Origin of the sequence: Pseudomonas sp. B21-051, assembly GCF_024748795.1 — a bacterium.
Lineage (GTDB): Bacteria > Pseudomonadota > Gammaproteobacteria > Pseudomonadales > Pseudomonadaceae > Aquipseudomonas > Aquipseudomonas putida_A.
The window spans coordinates 3561247-3580740 of sequence record NZ_CP087166.1 but is presented as its reverse complement, the minus strand read 5'-3'; the positions used below and the strand labels follow the sequence as shown (position 1 = coordinate 3580740).

At 60.1% G+C, this 19494-nt stretch carries 18 protein-coding genes; 9 read left to right on the top strand and 9 right to left on the bottom strand.

Annotated features, from left to right (window positions below):
* Positions 1-115: 115 nt before the first annotated feature.
* On the bottom strand, positions 116-493 hold the full coding sequence (locus LOY52_RS15815; protein WP_258674941.1) for a DUF6124 family protein: 378 nt from the start codon (positions 491-493) through the stop codon (positions 116-118).
* Positions 494-1116: 623 nt separating this feature from the next.
* On the opposite strand from LOY52_RS15815, the gene LOY52_RS15810 reads away from it, so the two are divergent.
* Positions 1117-1392 (top strand): metal/formaldehyde-sensitive transcriptional repressor, encoded by a 276-nt coding sequence (locus LOY52_RS15810; protein WP_258674939.1) that lies wholly within the window; start codon positions 1117-1119, stop codon positions 1390-1392.
* A gap of 12 nt (positions 1393-1404) precedes the next feature.
* Positions 1405-2334 (top strand): CDF family Co(II)/Ni(II) efflux transporter DmeF, encoded by a 930-nt coding sequence (dmeF, locus tag LOY52_RS15805; protein WP_258674938.1) that lies wholly within the window; start codon positions 1405-1407, stop codon positions 2332-2334.
* On the opposite strand, the gene LOY52_RS15800 is transcribed toward dmeF, so the two are convergent.
* Positions 2331-3434, bottom strand: coding sequence for a cytochrome P450 (locus LOY52_RS15800; RefSeq protein WP_258674936.1), 1104 nt, complete (start codon positions 3432-3434; stop codon positions 2331-2333). The two genes, dmeF and LOY52_RS15800, sit on opposite strands and share 4 nt — an antisense overlap.
* A 78-nt stretch (positions 3435-3512) precedes the next feature.
* Here LOY52_RS15800 and LOY52_RS15795 point away from each other — a divergent pair, with 78 nt between their 5' ends.
* From LOY52_RS15795 to LOY52_RS15785, 3 genes are all read left to right on the top strand, one after another.
* Positions 3513-4271 carry a helix-turn-helix transcriptional regulator gene (locus LOY52_RS15795; protein WP_258674934.1) on the top strand — a complete coding sequence of 253 codons (759 nt, stop codon included), beginning with the start codon at positions 3513-3515 and terminating at the stop codon, positions 4269-4271.
* A gap of 147 nt (positions 4272-4418) precedes the next feature.
* A complete protein-coding gene (locus tag LOY52_RS15790; RefSeq protein ID WP_145595444.1) occupies positions 4419-5639 on the top strand; it encodes a putative DNA modification/repair radical SAM protein in 1221 nt (406 codons plus the stop codon).
* Complete coding sequence (locus LOY52_RS15785) at positions 5636-6457, top strand: TIGR03915 family putative DNA repair protein (RefSeq protein ID WP_258674933.1); 822 nt, start codon at positions 5636-5638, stop codon at positions 6455-6457. The genes LOY52_RS15790 and LOY52_RS15785 overlap by 4 nt, the downstream gene beginning before the upstream one ends.
* Positions 6458-6605: 148 nt before the next feature.
* Here the strand turns inward: LOY52_RS15785 and LOY52_RS15780 are convergent, their stop codons facing one another.
* The 5 genes from LOY52_RS15780 to LOY52_RS15760 form a co-directional block, all read right to left on the bottom strand.
* The gene (locus LOY52_RS15780; protein ID WP_258674932.1) at positions 6606-7625 is read right to left on the bottom strand and encodes a branched-chain amino acid aminotransferase; all 1020 of its coding nucleotides are present in this window, start codon (positions 7623-7625) and stop codon (positions 6606-6608) included.
* Positions 7626-7859: 234 nt separating this feature from the next.
* Complete coding sequence (gene lpdA / locus LOY52_RS15775; RefSeq protein WP_258674931.1) at positions 7860-9233, bottom strand: dihydrolipoyl dehydrogenase; 1374 nt, start codon at positions 9231-9233, stop codon at positions 7860-7862.
* A gap of 7 nt (positions 9234-9240) precedes the next feature.
* On the bottom strand, positions 9241-10521 hold the full coding sequence (locus LOY52_RS15770) for a dihydrolipoamide acetyltransferase family protein (protein ID WP_258674930.1): 1281 nt from the start codon (positions 10519-10521) through the stop codon (positions 9241-9243).
* Positions 10522-11580, bottom strand: a complete 1059-nt coding sequence (locus LOY52_RS15765) for an alpha-ketoacid dehydrogenase subunit beta (protein ID WP_003224000.1) — start codon at positions 11578-11580, stop codon at positions 10522-10524.
* Position 11581: 1 nt separating this feature from the next.
* A complete protein-coding gene (locus LOY52_RS15760; RefSeq protein ID WP_258674928.1) occupies positions 11582-12817 on the bottom strand; it encodes a 3-methyl-2-oxobutanoate dehydrogenase (2-methylpropanoyl-transferring) subunit alpha in 1236 nt (411 codons plus the stop codon).
* A 185-nt stretch (positions 12818-13002) separates the two neighbouring features.
* Between LOY52_RS15760 and bkdR the strand changes: the two genes are divergently transcribed.
* Positions 13003-13491 carry a Bkd operon transcriptional regulator BkdR gene (gene bkdR / locus LOY52_RS15755; RefSeq protein WP_007915088.1) on the top strand — a complete coding sequence of 163 codons (489 nt, stop codon included), beginning with the start codon at positions 13003-13005 and terminating at the stop codon, positions 13489-13491.
* Positions 13492-13943: 452 nt separating this feature from the next.
* Here bkdR and LOY52_RS15750 read toward each other — a convergent pair whose 3' ends face one another.
* Positions 13944-15623, bottom strand: a complete 1680-nt coding sequence (locus tag LOY52_RS15750; RefSeq protein ID WP_258674926.1) for a hypothetical protein — start codon at positions 15621-15623, stop codon at positions 13944-13946.
* 184 nt (positions 15624-15807) lie between these two features.
* On the bottom strand, positions 15808-16671 hold the full coding sequence (locus LOY52_RS15745) for an MBL fold metallo-hydrolase (RefSeq protein WP_258674925.1): 864 nt from the start codon (positions 16669-16671) through the stop codon (positions 15808-15810).
* 91 nt (positions 16672-16762) lie between these two features.
* Between LOY52_RS15745 and LOY52_RS15740 the strand changes: the two genes are divergently transcribed.
* From LOY52_RS15740 to LOY52_RS15730, 3 genes are all read left to right on the top strand, one after another.
* Positions 16763-17104, top strand: a complete 342-nt coding sequence (locus tag LOY52_RS15740) for a helix-turn-helix transcriptional regulator (RefSeq protein WP_003224002.1) — start codon at positions 16763-16765, stop codon at positions 17102-17104.
* 167 nt (positions 17105-17271) lie between these two features.
* The gene (locus tag LOY52_RS15735; protein ID WP_258674922.1) at positions 17272-18516 is read left to right on the top strand and encodes an FAD/NAD(P)-binding oxidoreductase; all 1245 of its coding nucleotides are present in this window, start codon (positions 17272-17274) and stop codon (positions 18514-18516) included.
* 9 nt (positions 18517-18525) lie between these two features.
* Positions 18526-19326, top strand: a complete 801-nt coding sequence (locus LOY52_RS15730; protein ID WP_258674920.1) for a sulfite exporter TauE/SafE family protein — start codon at positions 18526-18528, stop codon at positions 19324-19326.
* Positions 19327-19494 lie beyond the last annotated feature (168 nt).

Below are 19494 nucleotides of genomic sequence, written 5' to 3'. Positions count from 1 at the left end.
TGCTCCCGCTGGGTTGCGAAGCGACCCCAAGACCCATCGATCCGGTTCGGATCCGGATTTTCGACTGCGATGCAGTCGAGCGGGAGCAAGCTCCCTCGCCACAGGAACGCTTTTTTTAATTGCTGATAGGGGACTCGAGGTTGTCGAGGGCGCGGTTGACGGCGAGTTCGCCGAGCATGACTACTTGCTGGATGCCGAGCAGGGTGTTGCGGTAGGGCGTGTCGAGCAGGCTGGCGAAGTCGCTGAGCATGATGCTGGCTGAGGCCATGGATTCGCAGGCGTGGGCCAGAAGCTCTTCGTTGTGCATGTTCGGGGCGACGACGAACATGTGACTGGGTTTGCGCTCGGGTGTAGCCTGCGGTTTCAGGTAGTGATCGAGGGCGCGTTCGGCGGCTTCGTGGAGTTTTCGGGAATTTGGGTCGGAGTAGGGGGATGTCGAATCTGATTCGGGAAGATCATCCGCTTCAGGCGGATTTGGCGTTACTTTGAACATTTGTTGGGCAACCTCAATGAGGCTGACACGCTTTTGCGACTAAACAATAGGTGGCAGCTGTACGCAGGTTAGTCGACCAGTACCCAAACATTACCGGCGCACCCGAAGGCGCCCTGCGCACAGCTGCCATTGAGTGCAGGCGTGAAAGTGCCTGACTGATAACAGCTTGCGTGTTTGAGATAAAACCGAGCGACTAAACCCGATCACTGACCATTCAGTGACGCGAACCAAGTTACCGATGCCCCCCAAACCGCACAAGCCGGCGGATTCTGGCGTAGTTGTAGGCAAAGGCGCAAGGCGATGTAGCCTTGTGGATGATGCCGAAATGATGCTGCATTTTTCAGCCTGACATCGCCAACAGGCTGACTCCTACAGGGGAATCTGCGTTCGGAGCGGAACCCGAGCAATCCACCGGAAAAATGTAGGAGTGAGCCTGCTCGCGAAGGGGCCGGCACATCCGGCATCTTCACTGGCAGGTCCACCGCCTTCGCGAGCAGGCTCGCTCCCACAGTGGAAGTGAAATCGCTTTCAGCATCCCGTTAATCCTTTGAATGGTCGCCAAGCTTGCGATTGCCCAAGCCTTCGGCGACTATGCGCGCCATATAGGGGTAGGGGGTATAGGTATGTCGCACATTCATGAACACAAAGACGAGCTGCTCAACCGCGTACGGCGCATTGCCGGCCAGGTACAGGCCGTTGAGAAAGCGCTCGAGGGCGATGCCGATTGCGCCAAGACCTTGCATCTGGTGTCGGCGATTCGCGGGGCGGTCAACGGGTTGATGGAGCAGTTCATCGAGGCCCACACCCGCGAGCACGTGGCCCGTTCCGATCTCACTGACGAACAACGCGCCCAGGGCGCCGAAGATCTGCTGCAAGCCATCCGCCGTTATTCCAAGTAGAGCACGCGCATCATGAGCCAGAGCCCAAACGCTGAGCGTTTCAGCCACGATCACCAGTTCCTCGGTGCGTCCCACGACGAAAACGCCCGCCGCATCCTGTGGGTGGTGGCGCTGACCTTCGTGATGATGATCGGCGAGATCGCCGCCGGTTACCTCACCGGCTCCATGGCCCTGCTGGCCGACGGTTTCCACATGGCGACCCATGCCGGGGCGTTGGGCATTGCTGCTGCGGCCTATGGTTTCGCCCGGCGCAACGCCAACAACCGCCGCTACAGTTTCGGCACCGGCAAGGTCGGCGATCTGGCCGGTTTTGCTTCAGCCATGGTGCTGGGGCTGGTGTCGCTGGGCATTGCCGGCGAGTCGATTTTTCGTTTGTTCGAACCGACCACCGTGGCGTTTGGCGAAGCGACCGTGATCGCGATTGTCGGGCTGGGCGTGAACGTCCTCAGCGCCTTCCTGTTGATGGGCCATCACGGCCATGACCACGGCCATCATCATGACCACGGTCATGATCATCATCACCATCACGACAACAACCTGCGTTCGGCCTACGTCCATGTGCTGGCCGACGCCCTGACCTCGGTGCTGGCGATTGCCGCGTTGCTGGCCGGGCGCTATCTCGGCTGGATATGGCTGGACCCGGCGATGGGGATTGTCGGCTCGATTGTCATCGCGAAATGGGCCTGTAACCTGATGCGCGATAGCGCTGCGGTTCTGCTCGACACCACCGACGAGCCGGTGGCGGCGGAGATCCGCGAGTTGCTGGAAACCTCCGAGGATGTGCGCATCAGCGATCTGCATGTCTGGCAGGTCGGCCCGCAGGCGCGGGCGGCGATTGTCAGTGTGGTCGCGGCGGCGGGCGTGACAGCGGAGGCGATCCGCGAGCGGCTGGCGCCGGTGCATGAGCTGTCGCATCTGACCATCGAGCTGCGCAACGCTTAAGGCTGCACCGCGCTGAACAGTGGAATCCGCCCATTGAGCGATGGGCGGTAATGCCACGTCAGTTGTTGCAAATTCATACCCTGATCAAGGATTTTTCTGACAGTCGCAGCGGCAATGCTCAGCGCCAGCGTCTGTCCCGGACACTGATGCCGCCCGCTGCCAAAGCTGAAACTGCGCCGGTCAGGACGCTCCAGCAGAAACCGCTCGGGCTCTGCATTTAACAAAGGATCGCGGTTGGCCGAGGCCAGCAGCACCAGAATCACCTCGCCAGCCTCGAGTCGCACGCCATCGATCTCGCAAGTCTGTGCGACAAAGCGCCGAGTGTTCTGCACCGGCGGATCAAAGCGCTGAACCTCGGCCAACAGTGCGTCCACAGAGGCGTCACGCAACTCGGGCTGACGTTGCAGCGCTATCAGTGCATTGCCGATCAGTCCCGCACTGGCCTCGAACGTCTGCGAACAGAGACCGATCAGGTTGGCGATCAGGGTTTCTTCGTCTCCTGCAAATCGCTGCTCGATAGCCTTGAGCAACTCGCTATCGGCTTCGGCCAGCAACTCGACGAAATAACCGCGCAATTGCTCCGCCGCCGCCTGCGCCGCCGCCAGTTGCAGGTCATTGCTCAGCGGCGACAGGCAGGCGACGAAATCCGCGGTCAGCTCACTGATTGCCCGGCCTTGCGCCGGGGTGAAGCCGAGCAGCGCCGCGACCACGCACACCGGGCCGCGAAACATCGCCTTATATAAGCCGTCGGCGTCCGCTGTCATCAGCCGTGCTGCCACCAATGCGCGTACCTGATCGTCATCGATCAACTGCAGTGCCGGTTCCACCGCAGAGCGTGGGCAGCGCTGACGTTCGCCATCATTCATCCGCATCAACTGCCCGAACACCCTGCCAGCCAGCCCCGAGGCAATCGCCTTGGGCACCGGTTCCTGCAGCGGTCGCACCCGGCAATCGGCATGCGCCAAAACCGCACGCACGGCGCGAGCGCTGCTGGCGACCCACAGTTTCAAGCCATGATCAAAGGTCAGTCCGCGCTCGGCGCGCTGTTTGGCGTAGTAGGGGTAGGGATCGGCATGCGTCGCAGCGATGATCGGGTCCATGGTTCACAGCCTTGTCGTCGGGAAAGTGATGCGAGTATCTTCAGTTCGCAGCGACGACGATTCGTCGGGGAGCGAAATATGCACGCAGAACATCAAGACATCGGCGTTTCGCAGGTGGCGGCCGCCATCGCCGAACCGGCACGCACGAAAATCCTCTGCTCGCTGATGGACGGTCACGCCCGCACCAGCACTGAATTGGCCGCCGTTGCCGAGGTCAGCGCCTCCACTGCCAGCGCGCACCTGGCCAAACTCAAGGAGCTGTCGCTGGTGCGCCTGCACGTGCAGGGCCGCCATCGTTATTACAGCCTCGCCGATCAGCGCGTGGCCCAGGCGCTGGAAGCGTTGATGGTGATCGGCCAGAACGCCGCGCCGAGCTTCAAACCGCACACCCCGGATCGCCTGCAATTCGCTCGTACCTGCTACGACCACATGGCCGGGACGCTGGCGGTGTTGCTCCACGACCGTTTGCTCGAGGCGGGGTGGCTGGTGGAAACCGACGAGCGCGCTTATCGCTTGAGCGACAGTGGCGAGGCGTTGTTTGCGAGCTTGGGGATTGAGGTGCAGGACTTGAGTGCCTTGCGCCGCAAGTTCGCCTGCCCGTGCCTGGACTGGAGCATGCGTCGGCCGCATGTGGGCGGTTCGTTGGGCGCGGCGTTGTTGCAGATGGCGTTGAAGCGCAAGTGGGTGACGCAGGATCTTGATAGTCGGGCGTTGGCACTGACCGTGGCGGGGCGCAAGGAAATGGGTATGCGGTTTGGTCTTGAGTTGTCGTTAGACGCGAAGGTCAAAAGATCGCAGCCTGCGGCAGTTCCTACAGTAATCGCGTACACCCGATAATTCTCGACCCTGCCCAATCCCTGTAGGAGCTGCCGAAGGCTGCGATCCTTTGATCTTAAGCTTCTGCCCGACGAGGTGCGCTTCTACCACCTTGTAACCCCGAGCTCGGATCTATACTGTATATCCACACAGTAAAGAGCCCGCGCCATGCAAATCATCGACAAGCTCAGCATTCTCGCCGACGCCGCCAAGTACGACGCCTCCTGCGCCAGCAGCGGTGCGCCCAAGCGCAGCTCCGAGGGTAAGAGCGGGTTGGGCTCGACCGACGGCATGGGCATCTGCCACAGCTACACGCCGGACGGTCGTTGCGTGTCGCTGCTGAAAATCCTCCTGACCAATTTTTGTCTCTACGACTGCCAGTACTGCGTCAACCGCCGCTCCAGCGATGTGCCGCGCGCACGCTTCACCCCCGAGGAAGTGGTGACGCTGACCCTGGATTTCTACCGGCGCAACTGCGTCAGCGGGCTGTTTCTCAGCTCCGGGATCATCCGCTCGGCGGACTACACCATGGAACAACTGGTGCGCGTGGCGAAGCTGTTGCGCGAGCAGCACGAGTTTCGCGGCTACATTCACCTCAAGACCATTCCCGAGGCCGATCCGGCATTGATCGAGGAGGCCGGGCGCTACGCCGATCGCCTCAGCGTCAACATCGAACTGCCCACCGACGCCAGCCTGCAAACCCTGGCCCCGGAGAAACAGATCGGTTCGATCAAGCAGGCGATGAACACCATCTACACCGGCGTGCAAACGGTGCTCAACGAACCGCGTTCGGCGAAGTTCGCCCCTGCCGGGCAGAGTACGCAGATGATCGTCGGCGCCGATGACACCGACGACAGCACGATTTTGCACAGCGCCCAGTCGCTGTATGGCAACTACCGCTTGCGGCGCGTCTACTATTCGGCCTTCAGCCCGATCCCCGACAGCCCGAAAAGTGTGCCACTGGCCGCGCCACCGCTGATGCGCGAACACCGTCTGTATCAAGCCGATTTCCTCTTGCGCAGCTACGGCTACAACGCTGATGAATTGCTCAAGGGCCCGGGTAATCTGGCGCTGGACATCGACCCGAAACTGGCTTGGGCACTGCAGAATCGCGAAGTGTTTCCGCTGGACCTGAATCGTGCCGAGCCGTCGTTGATCGCGCGTATTCCGGGCATCGGCCTGCGCACTACCGAGCGTCTGGTGCAATTGCGCCAGCAACGGCGCATCCGCTACGAAGACGTGGCACGCATGCGCTGTGTGCTGGCCAAGGCCAAGCCGTTCATCATCACCAGCGACTACCACCCGCAGCAGGCCGAAGTCACCAGTCATATGCTCTATCAGCAACTGCGCGATCGGCCGCAGCCGCAGCAGATGGGGTTGTGGGGATGATCAATCTCGATTGCGACGACCTGTTCGACACCTGGCGCCAGCAGGCACGCTGGCTGCTCAGTCATGAAGTCGACCCGAGTCTGGTGAGCTGGGCGTCGGAAGGCGTGAGCGATCTGTTTGCCAGTGACGTCTCGGTACCCGAGGGGCAGGGGCCGTTTCAGGCACGCATCCCCCGTGCACTGCTCGATACCCTGGAGCAAGCCGCGCGCTACCGGGGCGACCAGCGCTGGAGTCTGTTGTATGAAGTGCTGTGGCGAGTCAGCCATGGCGATCGCACGGCGATGATGGCCGGCGACAAACTCGGCAGCGAGTTGCAGCGGCGGATCAAGCAGGTGCAGCGCGAAGCCCACCATTTGCATGCGTTCGTGCGTTTCATCGAACGCCCGCAGGATCAGCCAGGCCCGCAATACGTCGCGTGGCACGAACCGGCCCACGACATCCTGCACAGCGCCAGCGAACATTTCATCGGGCGCATGGGCCGTCACTGCTGGTTGATCGCCACGCCGCGTGACGGGGTTTATTACGATGGCGAACAGTTGATTCATCAGCGCCAGTGCCCGGTGGAGTGGCAGCAACTGGCGCAGAACGTCGATGATCCGCATGGCGAGTTGTGGCTGACGTACTACAGCCACATTTTCAACCCGGCGCGGTTGAACGAGAAGGTCATGCAAGGGCACTTGCCGGTACGTTTCTGGAAGAATCTGCCAGAGGGCGAGTTGATTCCCGGATTGATCACCCAAGCGCGGATGGGCAAGCAGCAGAACGGGCAGGCGAGCGGGATAGCCGCGCGAGGCGGGAAGCGGATTGCGCTGAAATAGAAATCAAAGGATCGCAGCCTGCGGCAGCTCCTACAGGATATCTGTGTAGGAGCTGCCGCAGGCTGCGATCTTTTGATTTTGATCCACACAACCAAAAAGCCCCCCATCAATCACTTGATGGAGGGCTTTTGTACATCTAACCGTCAGATCAAACCTTGACGATCCAGCCTGCTGGCGCTTCGATGTCGCCGGTCTGCACACCCGTCAGCTCTTTGTAGAGCCTCTGGGTGACCGGGCCGACTTCGGTTTCGCTGTGGAACACGTGCAGGTGGTCGTTGTAGCTGATCCCGCCGATCGGGGTAATCACTGCAGCGGTACCGCAAGCGCCGGCTTCCTTGAAGTCCGACAGCTTGTCGATCAGCACGTCGCCTTCAATCACTTCCAGACCCAGACGGGTTTTCGCCAGTTCGATCAGCGACAGACGGGTGATGCCTGGCAGGACCGACGGCGAGTTCGGAGTGATGAACTTGTTGTCGTGGGTGATACCGAAGAAGTTGGCCGAACCGACCTCTTCGATCTTCTTGTGAGTCAGCGGATCCAGGTAGATGGCGTCAGCGAAGTGCGCTTTCTTGGCCTGGGAGCCCGGCATCAGGCTGGCGGCATAGTTGCCACCGACCTTGGCCGCACCAGTGCCTTGTGGGGCGGCGCGGTCGAAGCTGGAGATCTGGAAGTTGTGCGGCGTCAGGCCGCCCTTGAAGTAGGCGCCGACCGGGATCGCGAACACCGAGAAGATGAACTCCGGCGCGGTACGCACGCCGATGTTGTCACCCACACCGATCACGAACGGACGCAGGTACAGCGCGCCGCCGGTGCCGTATGGCGGGATGAAGCGCTCGTTGGCGCGAACCACTTCCTTGCACGCTTCGATGAACTGCTCGGTCGACACGTGCGGCATCAGCAGGCGGGCGCAGCTGCGCTGCATGCGCGCGGCGTTCTGGTCGGGACGGAACAGGTTGATCGAGCCATCCTTGCAACGATAAGCCTTCAGGCCTTCGAAGCACTGCTGGCCATAGTGAAGGGCCGTCGAGCCTTCGCTGATGTGCAGCACGTTGTCTTCGGTCAGGGTGCCTTTGTCCCACTCGCCATTGCGAAAGTACGACAGATAGCGTTTGTCGGTCTTGATGTAGTCAAAACCCAGCTTGTCCCAATTGATGCTTTCGTTACCCATGACACCCTCTATCACTGAACAACCGTCGAAACGGTTCAAGGCTTCTGACGTTTTTTTGGATGGGCACAACAATACTTCATTCTTGCGCGGTTTCGCAGCCCGGACTATCGGATGACAGACAGATAATTCCGGTTGCGCCTGAGAATTCGCGAGCAGGCTCGCTCCCACATTTGAAATGCATTCCCATTGTGGGAGCGAGCCTGCTCGCGAAGGGGCCATTACAGCCACCCACCATCACAGGTGCAGCGCATGCCCCAAAGCACGCAACGCCGCTTCCTGCACCGCTTCACCCAGGGTCGGATGCGCATGGATGGTGCCGCCGATGTCTTCCAGACGCGCGCCCATTTCCAGGCTTTGCGCGAACGCGGTCGACAACTCGGAAACGCCTGCCCCGACCGCTTGCCAGCCGACTATCAGATGATTGTCGCGACGCGCGACCACGCGCACGAAGCCGCTTTTTGATTCCAGGGTCATCGCCCGGCCATTGGCGGCGAACGGGAAGCTCGACACGATGCAGTCCAGCCCGGCAGCCTTGGCTTCGTCCGGGGTCTGGCCGACCACCACCAGTTCCGGGTCGGTGAAGCATACGGCGGCGATGGCGGTCGGGTTGAATTCGCGGGATTTGCCGCTGATCAGTTCGGCGACCATTTCGCCTTGAGCCATGGCGCGATGGGCGAGCATCGGTTCGCCGCTGAGGTCGCCGATGGCGTAGACGTTGCGCATGCTGGTCTGGCAGCGGCTGTCGATCTTGATCGCCGAGCCGTTCATGTCCAGATTCAGTGCTTCGAGGTTCCAGCCCTGCGTATTCGGCTTGCGACCGACCGCCACCAGCACCTGATCGGTTTCCAGATTGAGGGTGTCGCCGTTCGGGTCACGCACCTGCAAGGTGCCGTCGAAACCCAGCACGCTGTGCTTGAGATAGAGCTTCACGCCCAGTTGCTTCAGTGCTTCGTGCACCGGTTGCGTCAGCTCGGCGTCGTAGGCTGGCAGGATACGATCCTGCGCCTCGACCACGCTGACCTCGGCGCCGAGCTTGCGGTAAGCGATGCCCAGCTCCAGTCCGATGTAACCGCCGCCGACCACCACCAGACGTTTGGGCACGGACTTCGGTGCCAGCGCTTCGGTGGAGGAGATGATCGGCCCGCCGATTGGCAGGATCGGCAGGTTGACGCTGGTCGAACCGGTGGCCAGCACCAGATGTTCGCACTGGATCCGCGTATCGCCGACTTCCACGGTTTTGCCGTCGATGACTTTGGCCCAGCCATTGATGACCTGGACCTTGTTCTTTTTCAGCAGTGCGGCGACGCCGGTGGTCAGGCGATCAACGATGCCGTCCTTCCACTCGACGCTTTTACTGATGTCGAGGGTCGGCGCAGAGACGCTGATGCCCAGCGACGAATGCTGGCTGTGATGGCGGGTCTGGTGGAACTGCTCGGCCACGTGAATCAACGCTTTGGACGGAATGCAGCCGATGTTCAGGCAAGTGCCACCGAGCGATTGGCCTTCGACCAGAATCGTCGAAATGCCCAGTTGCCCGGCGCGAATCGCCGTGACGTAACCGCCAGGGCCGCCGCCGATGATCAGCAGCGTAGTGTTCAGAGATTGCATGCGAGCCTTACTCCACAAACAAAGTGGCAGGTTGTTCGATCAAGCCACGGATGGCCTGGATGAAGAGCGCCGCGTCCATGCCGTCGACCACGCGGTGATCGAAGGAGCTGGAGAGGTTCATCATCTTGCGGATCACCACCTGGCCTTTGACGACCATTGGCCGTTCGACGATTTTGTTCACGCCGACGATTGCCACTTCCGGCAGGTTCAGCACCGGCGTGCTGACGATGCCGCCCAACGCACCGAGGCTGGTCAGGGTGATGGTCGAGCCGGACAATTCGTCGCGGCTGGCCTTGCCATTGCGTGCGGCGTTAGCCAGACGCGAGATTTCCGCGGCGCTGTCCCACAGGCTGCGCGCCTCGGCGTGACGCACCACCGGCACCATCAGGCCGACATCGCTTTGCGTGGCGACACCGACATGCACCGCGCCGAGGCGGGTGATGACCTGGGCGTCGTCGTCGTAACGGGCGTTCATCTGCGGGAAATCGCGCAGGGCCACGACCAGAGCGCGAACCAGGAATGGCAGCAAGGTCAACTTGCCCCGGCTGGCACCGTGTTTTTCATTCAGATGCGCGCGCAGTTCTTCGATGGCGGTGACGTCGATTTCCTCGACGTAGCTGAAGTGCGCGGCACGCTGGGTGGCGTCCTGCATGCGCTGGGCAATCTTGCGGCGCATGCCGATAACCTGAATCTGTTCTTCATCGTGACGCTGGGCGTACGCGGCAGCTGCCGGCGCCGAAGCGTTCGACTGACCTTGCGCCAGATAGGCTTCGAGGTCTTCGTGCAGCACACGACCGGCCGGGCCGGTGCCGCGTACCAGACGCAATTGAATGCCCAGATCCAGCGCATGTTTGCGCACGGCCGGCGAGGCCAGCGGACGTTCATCAGCCTCGCGGGCAACCATCGGGCCCTGGCAAACCGGTGCGGAACGCGGTGCAGCAGCGGCGGCAGGTTTGCTCTCGACTGCGGCTTCAACTTTCGACGCAGCAGGTGCCTCTTTCGTAGCAACCGGTGCTGGTGCGGCGGATTCCTTCAGGTTTCCGGCGCCTTCAACTTCGATGCTGATCAGCACACTGCCGACCGCCATCACTTCACCCGGCTGACCGCCGAGCGCAATCACCTTGCCGTGCACCGGCGATGGAATATCGACCATTGCCTTGTCGGTCATCACGTCCGCCAGCACCTGGTCTTCAACCACCAGGTCGCCGACCTTGACGTGCCACTGCGACAGTTCTACTTCTGCGATGCCTTCGCCGATGTCCGGCATCTTGATAACGTGCGTGCCCATTCAGACCTCCATGACCCGTTTCAACGCCGCGCCCACTCGGGACGGCCCTGGGAAATACGCCCACTCTTGCGCGTGCGGGTAGGGGGTGTCCCAACCGGTGACGCGCTCGATCGGCGCTTCCAGGTGATGGAAGCAATGCTCTTGCACCAGCGACACCAGCTCGGCGCCGAAACCGCAGGTACGGGTGGCTTCGTGCACCACCACGCAGCGGCCGGTTTTCTTCACCGACTTGACGATGGTTTCCAGGTCCAGCGGCCACAGGCTGCGCAGGTCGATGACTTCGGCGTCAACGCCACTTTCTTCAGCGGCAACTTGCGAGACGTACACGGTGGTGCCGTAGGTCAGCACGGTCACGTCCTTGCCCGGACGGGTGATCGCGGCGACGTCCAGCGGCACGGTGTAGTAACCATCAGGCACTTGGGCCTGCGGGTGTTTCGACCACGGGGTTACGGGGCGGTCGTGGTGGCCGTCGAACGGGCCGTTGTACAGGCGTTTCGGCTCGAGGAAGATCACCGGGTCATCGTTTTCGATGGAGGCGATCAGCAGGCCCTTGGCGTCGTACGGGTTGGAGGGCATCACGGTGCGCAGGCCGCAGACCTGAGTGAACATCGCCTCGATGCTCTGGCTGTGGGTCTGGCCGCCGTAGATGCCGCCGCCGCAGGGCATGCGCAGGGTCATCGGCGCGGTGAACTCGCCGGCCGAGCGATAACGCAGGCGCGCGGCTTCGGAAATGATCTGGTCGGAAGCCGGGTAGACGTAGTCGGCGAACTGAATCTCGGCCACCGGGCGCAGGCCGTAAGCACCCATGCCCACCGCCACACCGACGATGCCGCTTTCGGAGATCGGCGCGTCGAATACCCGCGAGGTGCCGTACTTGGTCTGCAGGCCTTCGGTGCAACGGAACACGCCGCCGAAGTAGCCGACGTCCTGACCGAACACCACCACATTGTCGTCACGCTCAAGCATCACATCCATGGCCGAGCGCAGGGCCTGGATCATGGTCATGGTGGTCGTGGTCATGGCGGTTTCCAACTGAATATTGTTGTTGTGATCGTTCATGTCAGATCCCCAACTGCTGACGCTGGCGCTTCAAGTGCTCCGGCATCTCTTTGTAGACGTCTTCGAACATGGTTGCGGCGCTTGGAATCTGGCCGCCGGCGAGGGTGCCGTACTGTTCGGCCTGTTTCTGCGCGGCAATCACTTCGGCTTCGAGCTCGGCGCTGACGGCGGCGTGCTCTTCTTCCGACCAGTGGCCGACCTTGATCAGGTGCTGCTTCAGGCGGGCAATCGGGTCGCCCAGCGGGAAGTGGCTCCAGTCGTCGGCAGGCCGGTATTTGGATGGATCGTCGGAGGTCGAGTGCGGGCCGGCGCGGTAGGTGACCCATTCGATCATGGTCGGGCCGAGGTTGCGCCGGGCGCGTTCGGCAGCCCAGGCGGAAGCGGCGTAGACCGCATAGAAATCGTTGCCATCGACCCGCAGCGAGGCGATGCCGCAACCAACGCCGCGTCCGGCGAAAGTGGTGGCTTCACCCCCGGCGATGGCCTGGAAGGTCGAGATCGCCCACTGGTTGTTGACCACGTTGAGGATTACCGGCGCGCGGTAAACGTGAGCGAAGGTGAGGGCGGTGTGGAAGTCCGATTCGGCGGTCGCACCGTCACCGATCCAGGCCGAGGCGATTTTCGTGTCGCCCTTGATCGCCGAGGCCATGCCCCAGCCGACTGCCTGAATGAACTGGGTGGCGAGGTTGCCGGAGATGGTGAAGAAACCGGCGTCCTTGACCGAGTACATGATCGGCAGTTGCCGGCCCTTGAGCGGATCGCGTTCGTTGGACAGCAGTTGGCAGATCAGGTCGACCATCGGCACTTCGCGGGCCATCAGGATGCTTTGCTGGCGGTAGGTCGGGAAACACATGTCGTCGATGTTCAAGGCCAGGGCCTGGGCGCTGCCGATGGCTTCTTCGCCAAGGCTCTGCATGTAGAACGACATTTTTTTCTGGCGCTGGGCGACCACCATGCGGTTGTCGTAGATCCGCGTCTTGAGCATGGCGCGCATGCCCTTGCGCAGGATTTCGACCGGCACGTTTTCAGCCCAGGGGCCGAGGGCGTTGCCCTGATCGTCGAGTACACGAATCAGCCCACGCGCCAGGTCGGCGGTGTCGGCAGGTTCGACGTCGATGGAAGGTTTGCGCACCGTGCCGGCATCGGTCAGATGCAGGTAGGAGAAGTCGGTTTTGCAGCCTGGGCGGCCCGAGGGTTCAGGGACGTGCAGACGCAGCGGTTCATACGCTTGGGTCATGGCTTCTACGCTCGATCTTGTGAATTTCTTGTAGTGAGCTGGCAATCATTCTTGGGTGAAAGAAATCTTGTCCTACAACAATCATAGGCCCGGGCCAGAAGAATATTTATCTCTGTTTCGTTGCGCTGGAGACGATTTGCAGATAGAAATTCTGCATAAACATAAAAAACAGGTGGTTTTGTCTCATGCGCAAACTGGACCGTACCGACATCGGCATTCTCAACAGCCTTCAGGAGAACGCGCGCATCACCAACGCCGACCTCGCGCGCTCGGTGAATCTGTCGCCGACGCCGTGTTTCAACCGGGTCAAGGCGATGGAGGAATTAGGCCTGATTCGCGAGCAGGTGACGCTGCTGGATGCCGATCTGCTGGGCCTGCATGTGAATGTGTTCATTCATGTCAGCCTGGAGAAGCAGGTGGAGGAGGCGTTGCAGCATTTCGAAGAGGCGATCTCCGACCGCCCCGAGGTGATGGAGTGCTACCTGATGGCCGGCGACCCGGACTATCTGATCCGGGTGCTGGTGCCGACGATTCAGTCGCTGGAGCGGTTCATGATGGACTTTCTGACCAAGGTCCCGGGGGTGGCGAACATCCGTTCGAGTTTTGCCTTGAAGCAGGTGCGCTACAAGACGGCGCTGCCGTTGCCGGCGAACGGTTTGACCCTCGGCAACTGATCGCCGTCCGGGTTACAGGCGGTCATATCGATAATTCAACTCTGTCGTATGGATCGCCTGCCCGACCGTGAATGTCTGTGCCCAGGGGGCGGGTTCATTCTCCGGGTGGAAAACCAAGTCATCGCAGCGGCTCTGCTGGCCGGCCCGCAGCACGCTGTCGACATTGTTTTTCAGCCTCAGGATCGCTTCGATAAAGGTGGCTTTTCTTCGCGGGACAAATCCCTGTGGTTACGACGAATATCCATATTGCGAAAATCTCCATGGGTTGATTGCCCAGCGAATTCTTGATCGCAGGCTGGAATCTCGCCAGTTCACCAATGTCGACGCGCAGTGTAGGAAAAACCTCGTCGTGAAGCAGATTCTGTCCAGACACGTACCGCCCGCTGCCATTGGCGGGCGGCAACCTGTCATCGGTCAACGTCGATGGAAGGTCTTGGCGAAGATCCAATCGGTTACGCTTGGAGGTCTCGTACTTCCCAGCACTGGGTAGAGCAATGGTAGATAAAGGCTCTGGATGAGCCTGCCGTCACCTCGTACTCAGATTCGCACTGTTCATTTGAATTGCGAATTCGTACATCCGATTGGCCAACTACCCAGATCACGCTCCCGTCAGGTGCCGAATCAGGCAGGAAAGCCACGGACGTTTCCGAGTCAGCCTTGGCGGTAAAGCGAACGAATTTTTCACCGTTGGCGGGCAAGGGAATGTGCGGGTTGTCTGCATCAGACTGATAATCCTGCACCTGTAACTGCCAGCGCTGACTGCCATCCAGACACACAAAGGCCAGGGTATCTCCCTTGATCAGCGTTACGCGTTCAAACGGAACATCGCTGCCTTGCAGAACGAGTTCGCATTCACGGCTCGCGTCCGAACACACCAGCAAGCGATGAGGCTGCTCATCAACGATGAGCGGCAGTTCGACAGTCGGTGCCCAGTGTTTATCATTGATCCGTAATACCAGGTGGCGTGCCGCCTGAGTGTCAAACGCCCCGATGCTGGCGGGAGTCGCCTCCGTGATGTCAGAGAGCCCCAAGACGCGGGCGCGGAACTGATTCGAATAGATGATGTTGTCGACCAGCCGGTGCCGCAGCGAGAAGTCCGAATTGATAATGAAATATTTCATTATGGGATGAGTGGCAGAACCCGCTGCGAACCAGGTCATGATCGAACTCGAAATGTCCTTCGGCACAAAAGTCGGCAATACCATACGTGCCGCTTGAATCGATCTGAGCTCACCGGTCGGTTTGACCTCATTGCCGACGCGCTCGACGAATGCTTTAAGTTCGGAATCAGAAGGCGTATTCGTGCCGATCCAGCGCTGATTTACCCCTGGCCAGAAACTGGAGTCCCTGTTACCTGAGTTATAGGCAATAACTACATTCTTGAATCCTGGCAGAGCCCAAATTTGCGCGATGCTCAACTCTTTATAAGTTGGGGAAATAATCGAATTCCCGAAGTTTGACTTGAGCAAGGCTGAAAGTTCTGCATGAGCGTCGGCGGTGAAGTTCTTGAATTGATGAAAGTCCAGAATGACTATTTCCCTGCGACGATCCCATCCTTGACCATGGTGAAACGATCGAACCCCATCGATAATATCGTTCTTGATTGTGCGGCCATTGTTTGTCGAGTGGAAAATCATGAATCGACGTGGATCTCCGGCCGGATAACCGGAGTAGTGCTGTACCCTGATATCCAGTACTCGAATACCGGCATTCAATTGTTTATGCGGCGAGACATCCTGGCAGACTTCCATACTGGGAGTCTGTTTGGCTTCGTAATCAAAGCCGGAGTTGTGAGTGCCGGGGAGGATTGCCATGTGGATAGGCAAATTCTGTAAACTGCCAGAGTTGCTCATCCAGTGCGTACGATTGTTGTTGAAGGGTTGGCAGATACCACCACTCCAGCTTCCTCCCGGACAAAATCCGCCGTACAGCTCAGGCATGTCGTCCACTGCAGTCAACTCCGGCGCAGAGTCAAAGATGACTTGAGTGTTGATGGATTCAACTTTTGATGCGTCTGAAAGTTCAGGCTTTTCAAAGTTGTCGGCAAGTATATTTGTGTCGTTGTTTTTGTATGCCACCTTTGGTGGCATGTCTGTTGTGATTGTTTTTTTGGGGTTTGCAATGGTGTTCATTTTAACTTCCTCTAATTAAAAATCTGGAGCAAGAGGAAGGTTAACAGTGTTTATAGTTGGTTGGATTTGATTCGTGTTTCTTGGTGTAAATAACGTTATAAGTAAGTGTTCGCGGGTGTGCTTGGTTTGATGTGTTTGACAGGCCAGCAACGAATAAGGCGTTTCTGGCCCGTATAACTTATTCTCATAGTGAGTTGATCGGAATCTTCAGATAGGTCACGCCATTGTCTTCCGCTGGCGGCAGATTCCCCGCCCGCACATTCACCTGAATCGCCGGCAGCAACAGCGTCGGCATGCCCAGCCCGGCGTCACGTTTGATGCGCATCTCGACAAACGCTGCCTCATCAATCCCGTCATGCACATGAATATTGCTCAGACGCTGCTCACCGACGGTGGTCTGGCACTGCGACTCGCGGCCTTCCGGCGGGTAGTCGTGGCAGACGTAGAGTTTGACGCTGGCGGGGAAGGCCAGCAGTTTGTGGATCGAGTTGAACAGTTGATGGGCGTTGCCGCCGGGGAAGTCGCAGCGGGCGGTGCCGACATCGGGCATGAACAGCGTGTCGCCGACCAGAATCTGTTCGCCGTCGATCAGGTAAGCCATGTCTGCCGGAGTGTGGCCGGGGACGTGCAGGGCCGTGGCCTTGAGGTTGCCGATCTTGAACGACTCGTTCGGCGCGAACAGGTGATCAAACTGCGAGCCGTCAACGCAGAATTCCGGTTCCAGATTGAACAGCGCCTTGAACACGTTCTGTACCTTGCTGATCGACTGGCCGATCGCAATCTTGCCGCCCAGTTCGCGGCGCAGGTACGGCGCGGCGGACAGGTGGTCGGCGTGGGCGTGGGTTTCCAGCAGCCATTGCACCTGCAAGTGGTGTTCTCGGACGAAGGTGATGATTTTGTCGGCCTGCGCGGTGCAGGTGCGCCCGGCGGCGCCGTCGTAATCGAGTACCGGATCGACGATTGCACACTGCCCGCCATCGGCTTCATAGACCACGTAGCTGTAGGTCGAGGAGGCGGGGTCGAGGAAAGCTTCAATCTGCGCGGGCATGGACACCAACCTGAACGAGGAAAATGGGTTGCAACACTTTATCTAAAAACATAATGTTCGCAGCTTAAGTGACCTTGAAGGCATCGTGCAAATGCAATCCAGTCTGACCGAATGTGAAGTCGCCCAGTTGCGGGCGTCCGCCTCCAAGGCCTGCGCGCTGCTCAAGGCGCTGGCCAATGAGGATCGCCTGTTGATCCTGTGCCAGCTGACCCAGGGCGAGCGCAACGTCGGCGAGCTGGAAAAAATGACCGGCGTGCGCCAGCCGACGCTGTCCCAGCAACTGGGCATCCTGCGCGATGAAGGGCTGGTGGCGACCCGTCGTGAAGGCAAGTACATCTTTTACGGTCTGGCCAGTCCTGAAGTGATTCAGGTGATGAAGACGCTGTCCGGGTTGTATTGCGGGGCGGTGCTCAAGAGCTGGGGTCACCCATAAATGTCAGCCAACACCTCCATCCCCTGAGGGAGCGAGCCTGCTCGCGAAAGCGGTGTATCAGTCAATACTTTGACCTACTGACACATCGCCTTCGCGAGCAGGCTCGCTCCCACAGGGCATTTGTAGATTGGCCGAAAATCCTTGCATGCAGCAATAAGGAACAAGCAATGAACGATCAACACTGGGGCCCATCCATCAGTGCCGATATCGTGGTCATCGGCGGCGGCACCGCCGGCATCGGCTTCGTCGCCAGTCTGCTCAAGCGTGATCCCACTCTTAAAGTCACTGTGATCGAGCCAAGCGCCCAGCACTACTACCAACCGGCGTGGACGCTGGTCGGCGGTGGCGCCTACGACGTCAAGGACACCGTGCGCCCGATGAGCAAAGTGATGCCGCGTCAGGCCACCTGGATTCAGGCGGCGGTGACTGCGGTTGATCCTGACGCACGTCAGCTCACGCTCAACGATCAACGCCGCGTCAGCTACCAGAATCTGATCGTTTGCCCTGGCTTGCGGCTGGCCTGGGAGAAGATCGAAGGCCTGCAGGAAAGCCTCGGTCAGCACGGCGTAACCTCCAACTACAGCTATCAGCACTCGCAGTACACCTGGGATCAGGTGCAGAAACTGCGTGGCGGCAAGGCGTTGTTCACCCAGCCGGCGATGCCGATCAAATGCGCCGGCGCGCCGCAGAAGGCGTTGTACCTGTCGTGCGATCACTGGCGCAAAACCGGCGTGCTGAACAACATCACCGTCGAGTTCAACCTGGCCGGCGCCGCGCTGTTCGGTGTCGCGACTTTCGTGCCGCCACTGATGAAGTACATCGAAAAGTACAACGCGCAACTGGCCTTCAACAGCAATCTGGTCAAGGTCGACGGCCCGGCGAAAACCGCCTGGTTCGAGGTCAAGGATGCTGACGGCAACCTCACCACACAGGCGAAAACTTTCGATCTGCTGCATGTGGTGCCGCCGCAAGTCGCGCCGGATTTCATCGCCCAGAGCCCGCTGGGCGACGCTGCTGGCTGGTGCGAAGTCAATCCACACAGCCTGCAACATCCGCGTTACCCGGAAGTGTTCGGCCTTGGTGATATCTGCGGCACCAGCAATGCGAAAACCGCTGCCGCCGTGCGCAAACAGGTCGTCGTAGTCGCGGAAAATCTGCTGGCCCTGCGCAAACAACAACCGCTGCCACTGAAGTACGACGGCTACGGTTCGTGCCCGCTGACGGTGGAGAAAGGCAAGGTGATCCTCGCCGAGTTCGGTTACGGCGGGAAGTTGCTGCCGACTTTCGCCCTCGATGCGACCGTGCCGCGCCGCTCGGCGTGGTTCCTCAAGGCGACGCTGCTGCCATGGTTCTACTGGAACGGCATGCTCAAGGGCCGCGAATGGCTGACCGGTTTGTCCAAAGTCGACTGAGAACTCCCTATGTTGCTGGCAAGTCTGTTTGGCGTGTTGATGGGGCTGATTCTCGGGCTGACCGGGGCGGGCGGCGGGATTCTCGCGGTGCCGGCGTTGGTGCTCGGTTTGGGTTGGAGCATGACCCAGGCCGCGCCCGTGGCGTTGTTCGCCGTCGGTAGTGCGGCGGCAGTCGGGGCGATCGACGGCTTGCGTCATGGCCTGGTGCGTTATCGCGCGGCGCTGCTGATTGCCGCGCTCGGCGCGCTGTTTTCGCCACTGGGCATCTATTTTGCGCACCAGTTGCCGGAGAAGATCCTGATGATCCTCTTCAGTCTGCTGATGGTCATGGTGGCCTGGCGCATGCTGCGCCGCGAGCGTGCGCAAGAGGGGCCGAGCGACCACGGCCACGCGAGCTGGGGGCAGAAAAACTGCATGCTCAACGAGCAGACCGGGCGTTTCGACTGGACCGCCAAATGCACCGCGACACTCGCTGCTTTGGGCGCGGTGACCGGTGTGGTTTCGGGCTTGCTCGGTGTCGGCGGTGGCTTCCTGATCGTGCCGGCGTTCAAGCAACTGACCGATGTGCAGATGCGCGGGATCGTCGCCACGTCGCTGATGGTGATCAGCCTGATTTCGGCGATTGGCGTGATCGGCTCGTTTCACGCGGGCGTGCGGATTGACGCTCAGGGCGCGGCGTTTATCGTGGCCAGCATTGTCGGCATGATCATCGGCCGCAAGCTTTGTGCGCGGGTGCCGGCGCGGACGTTGCATGTGGGGTTTGCCAGCGTGTGTCTGGTGGTGGCGGGGTATATGTTGTTGCGTGCCTGAATGTTGGCAGATCAAAAGATCGCAGCCTTCGGCAGCTCCTACAGGAATCGCATTCCCATGCAGGAGCTGTCGAGTGAAACGAGGCTGCGATCTTTCAGGCTGTTACAACACCAAGTGCGGTAGCCACAGGGAAATGGCATTCCCATGTAGGAGCTGTCGAGTGGAACG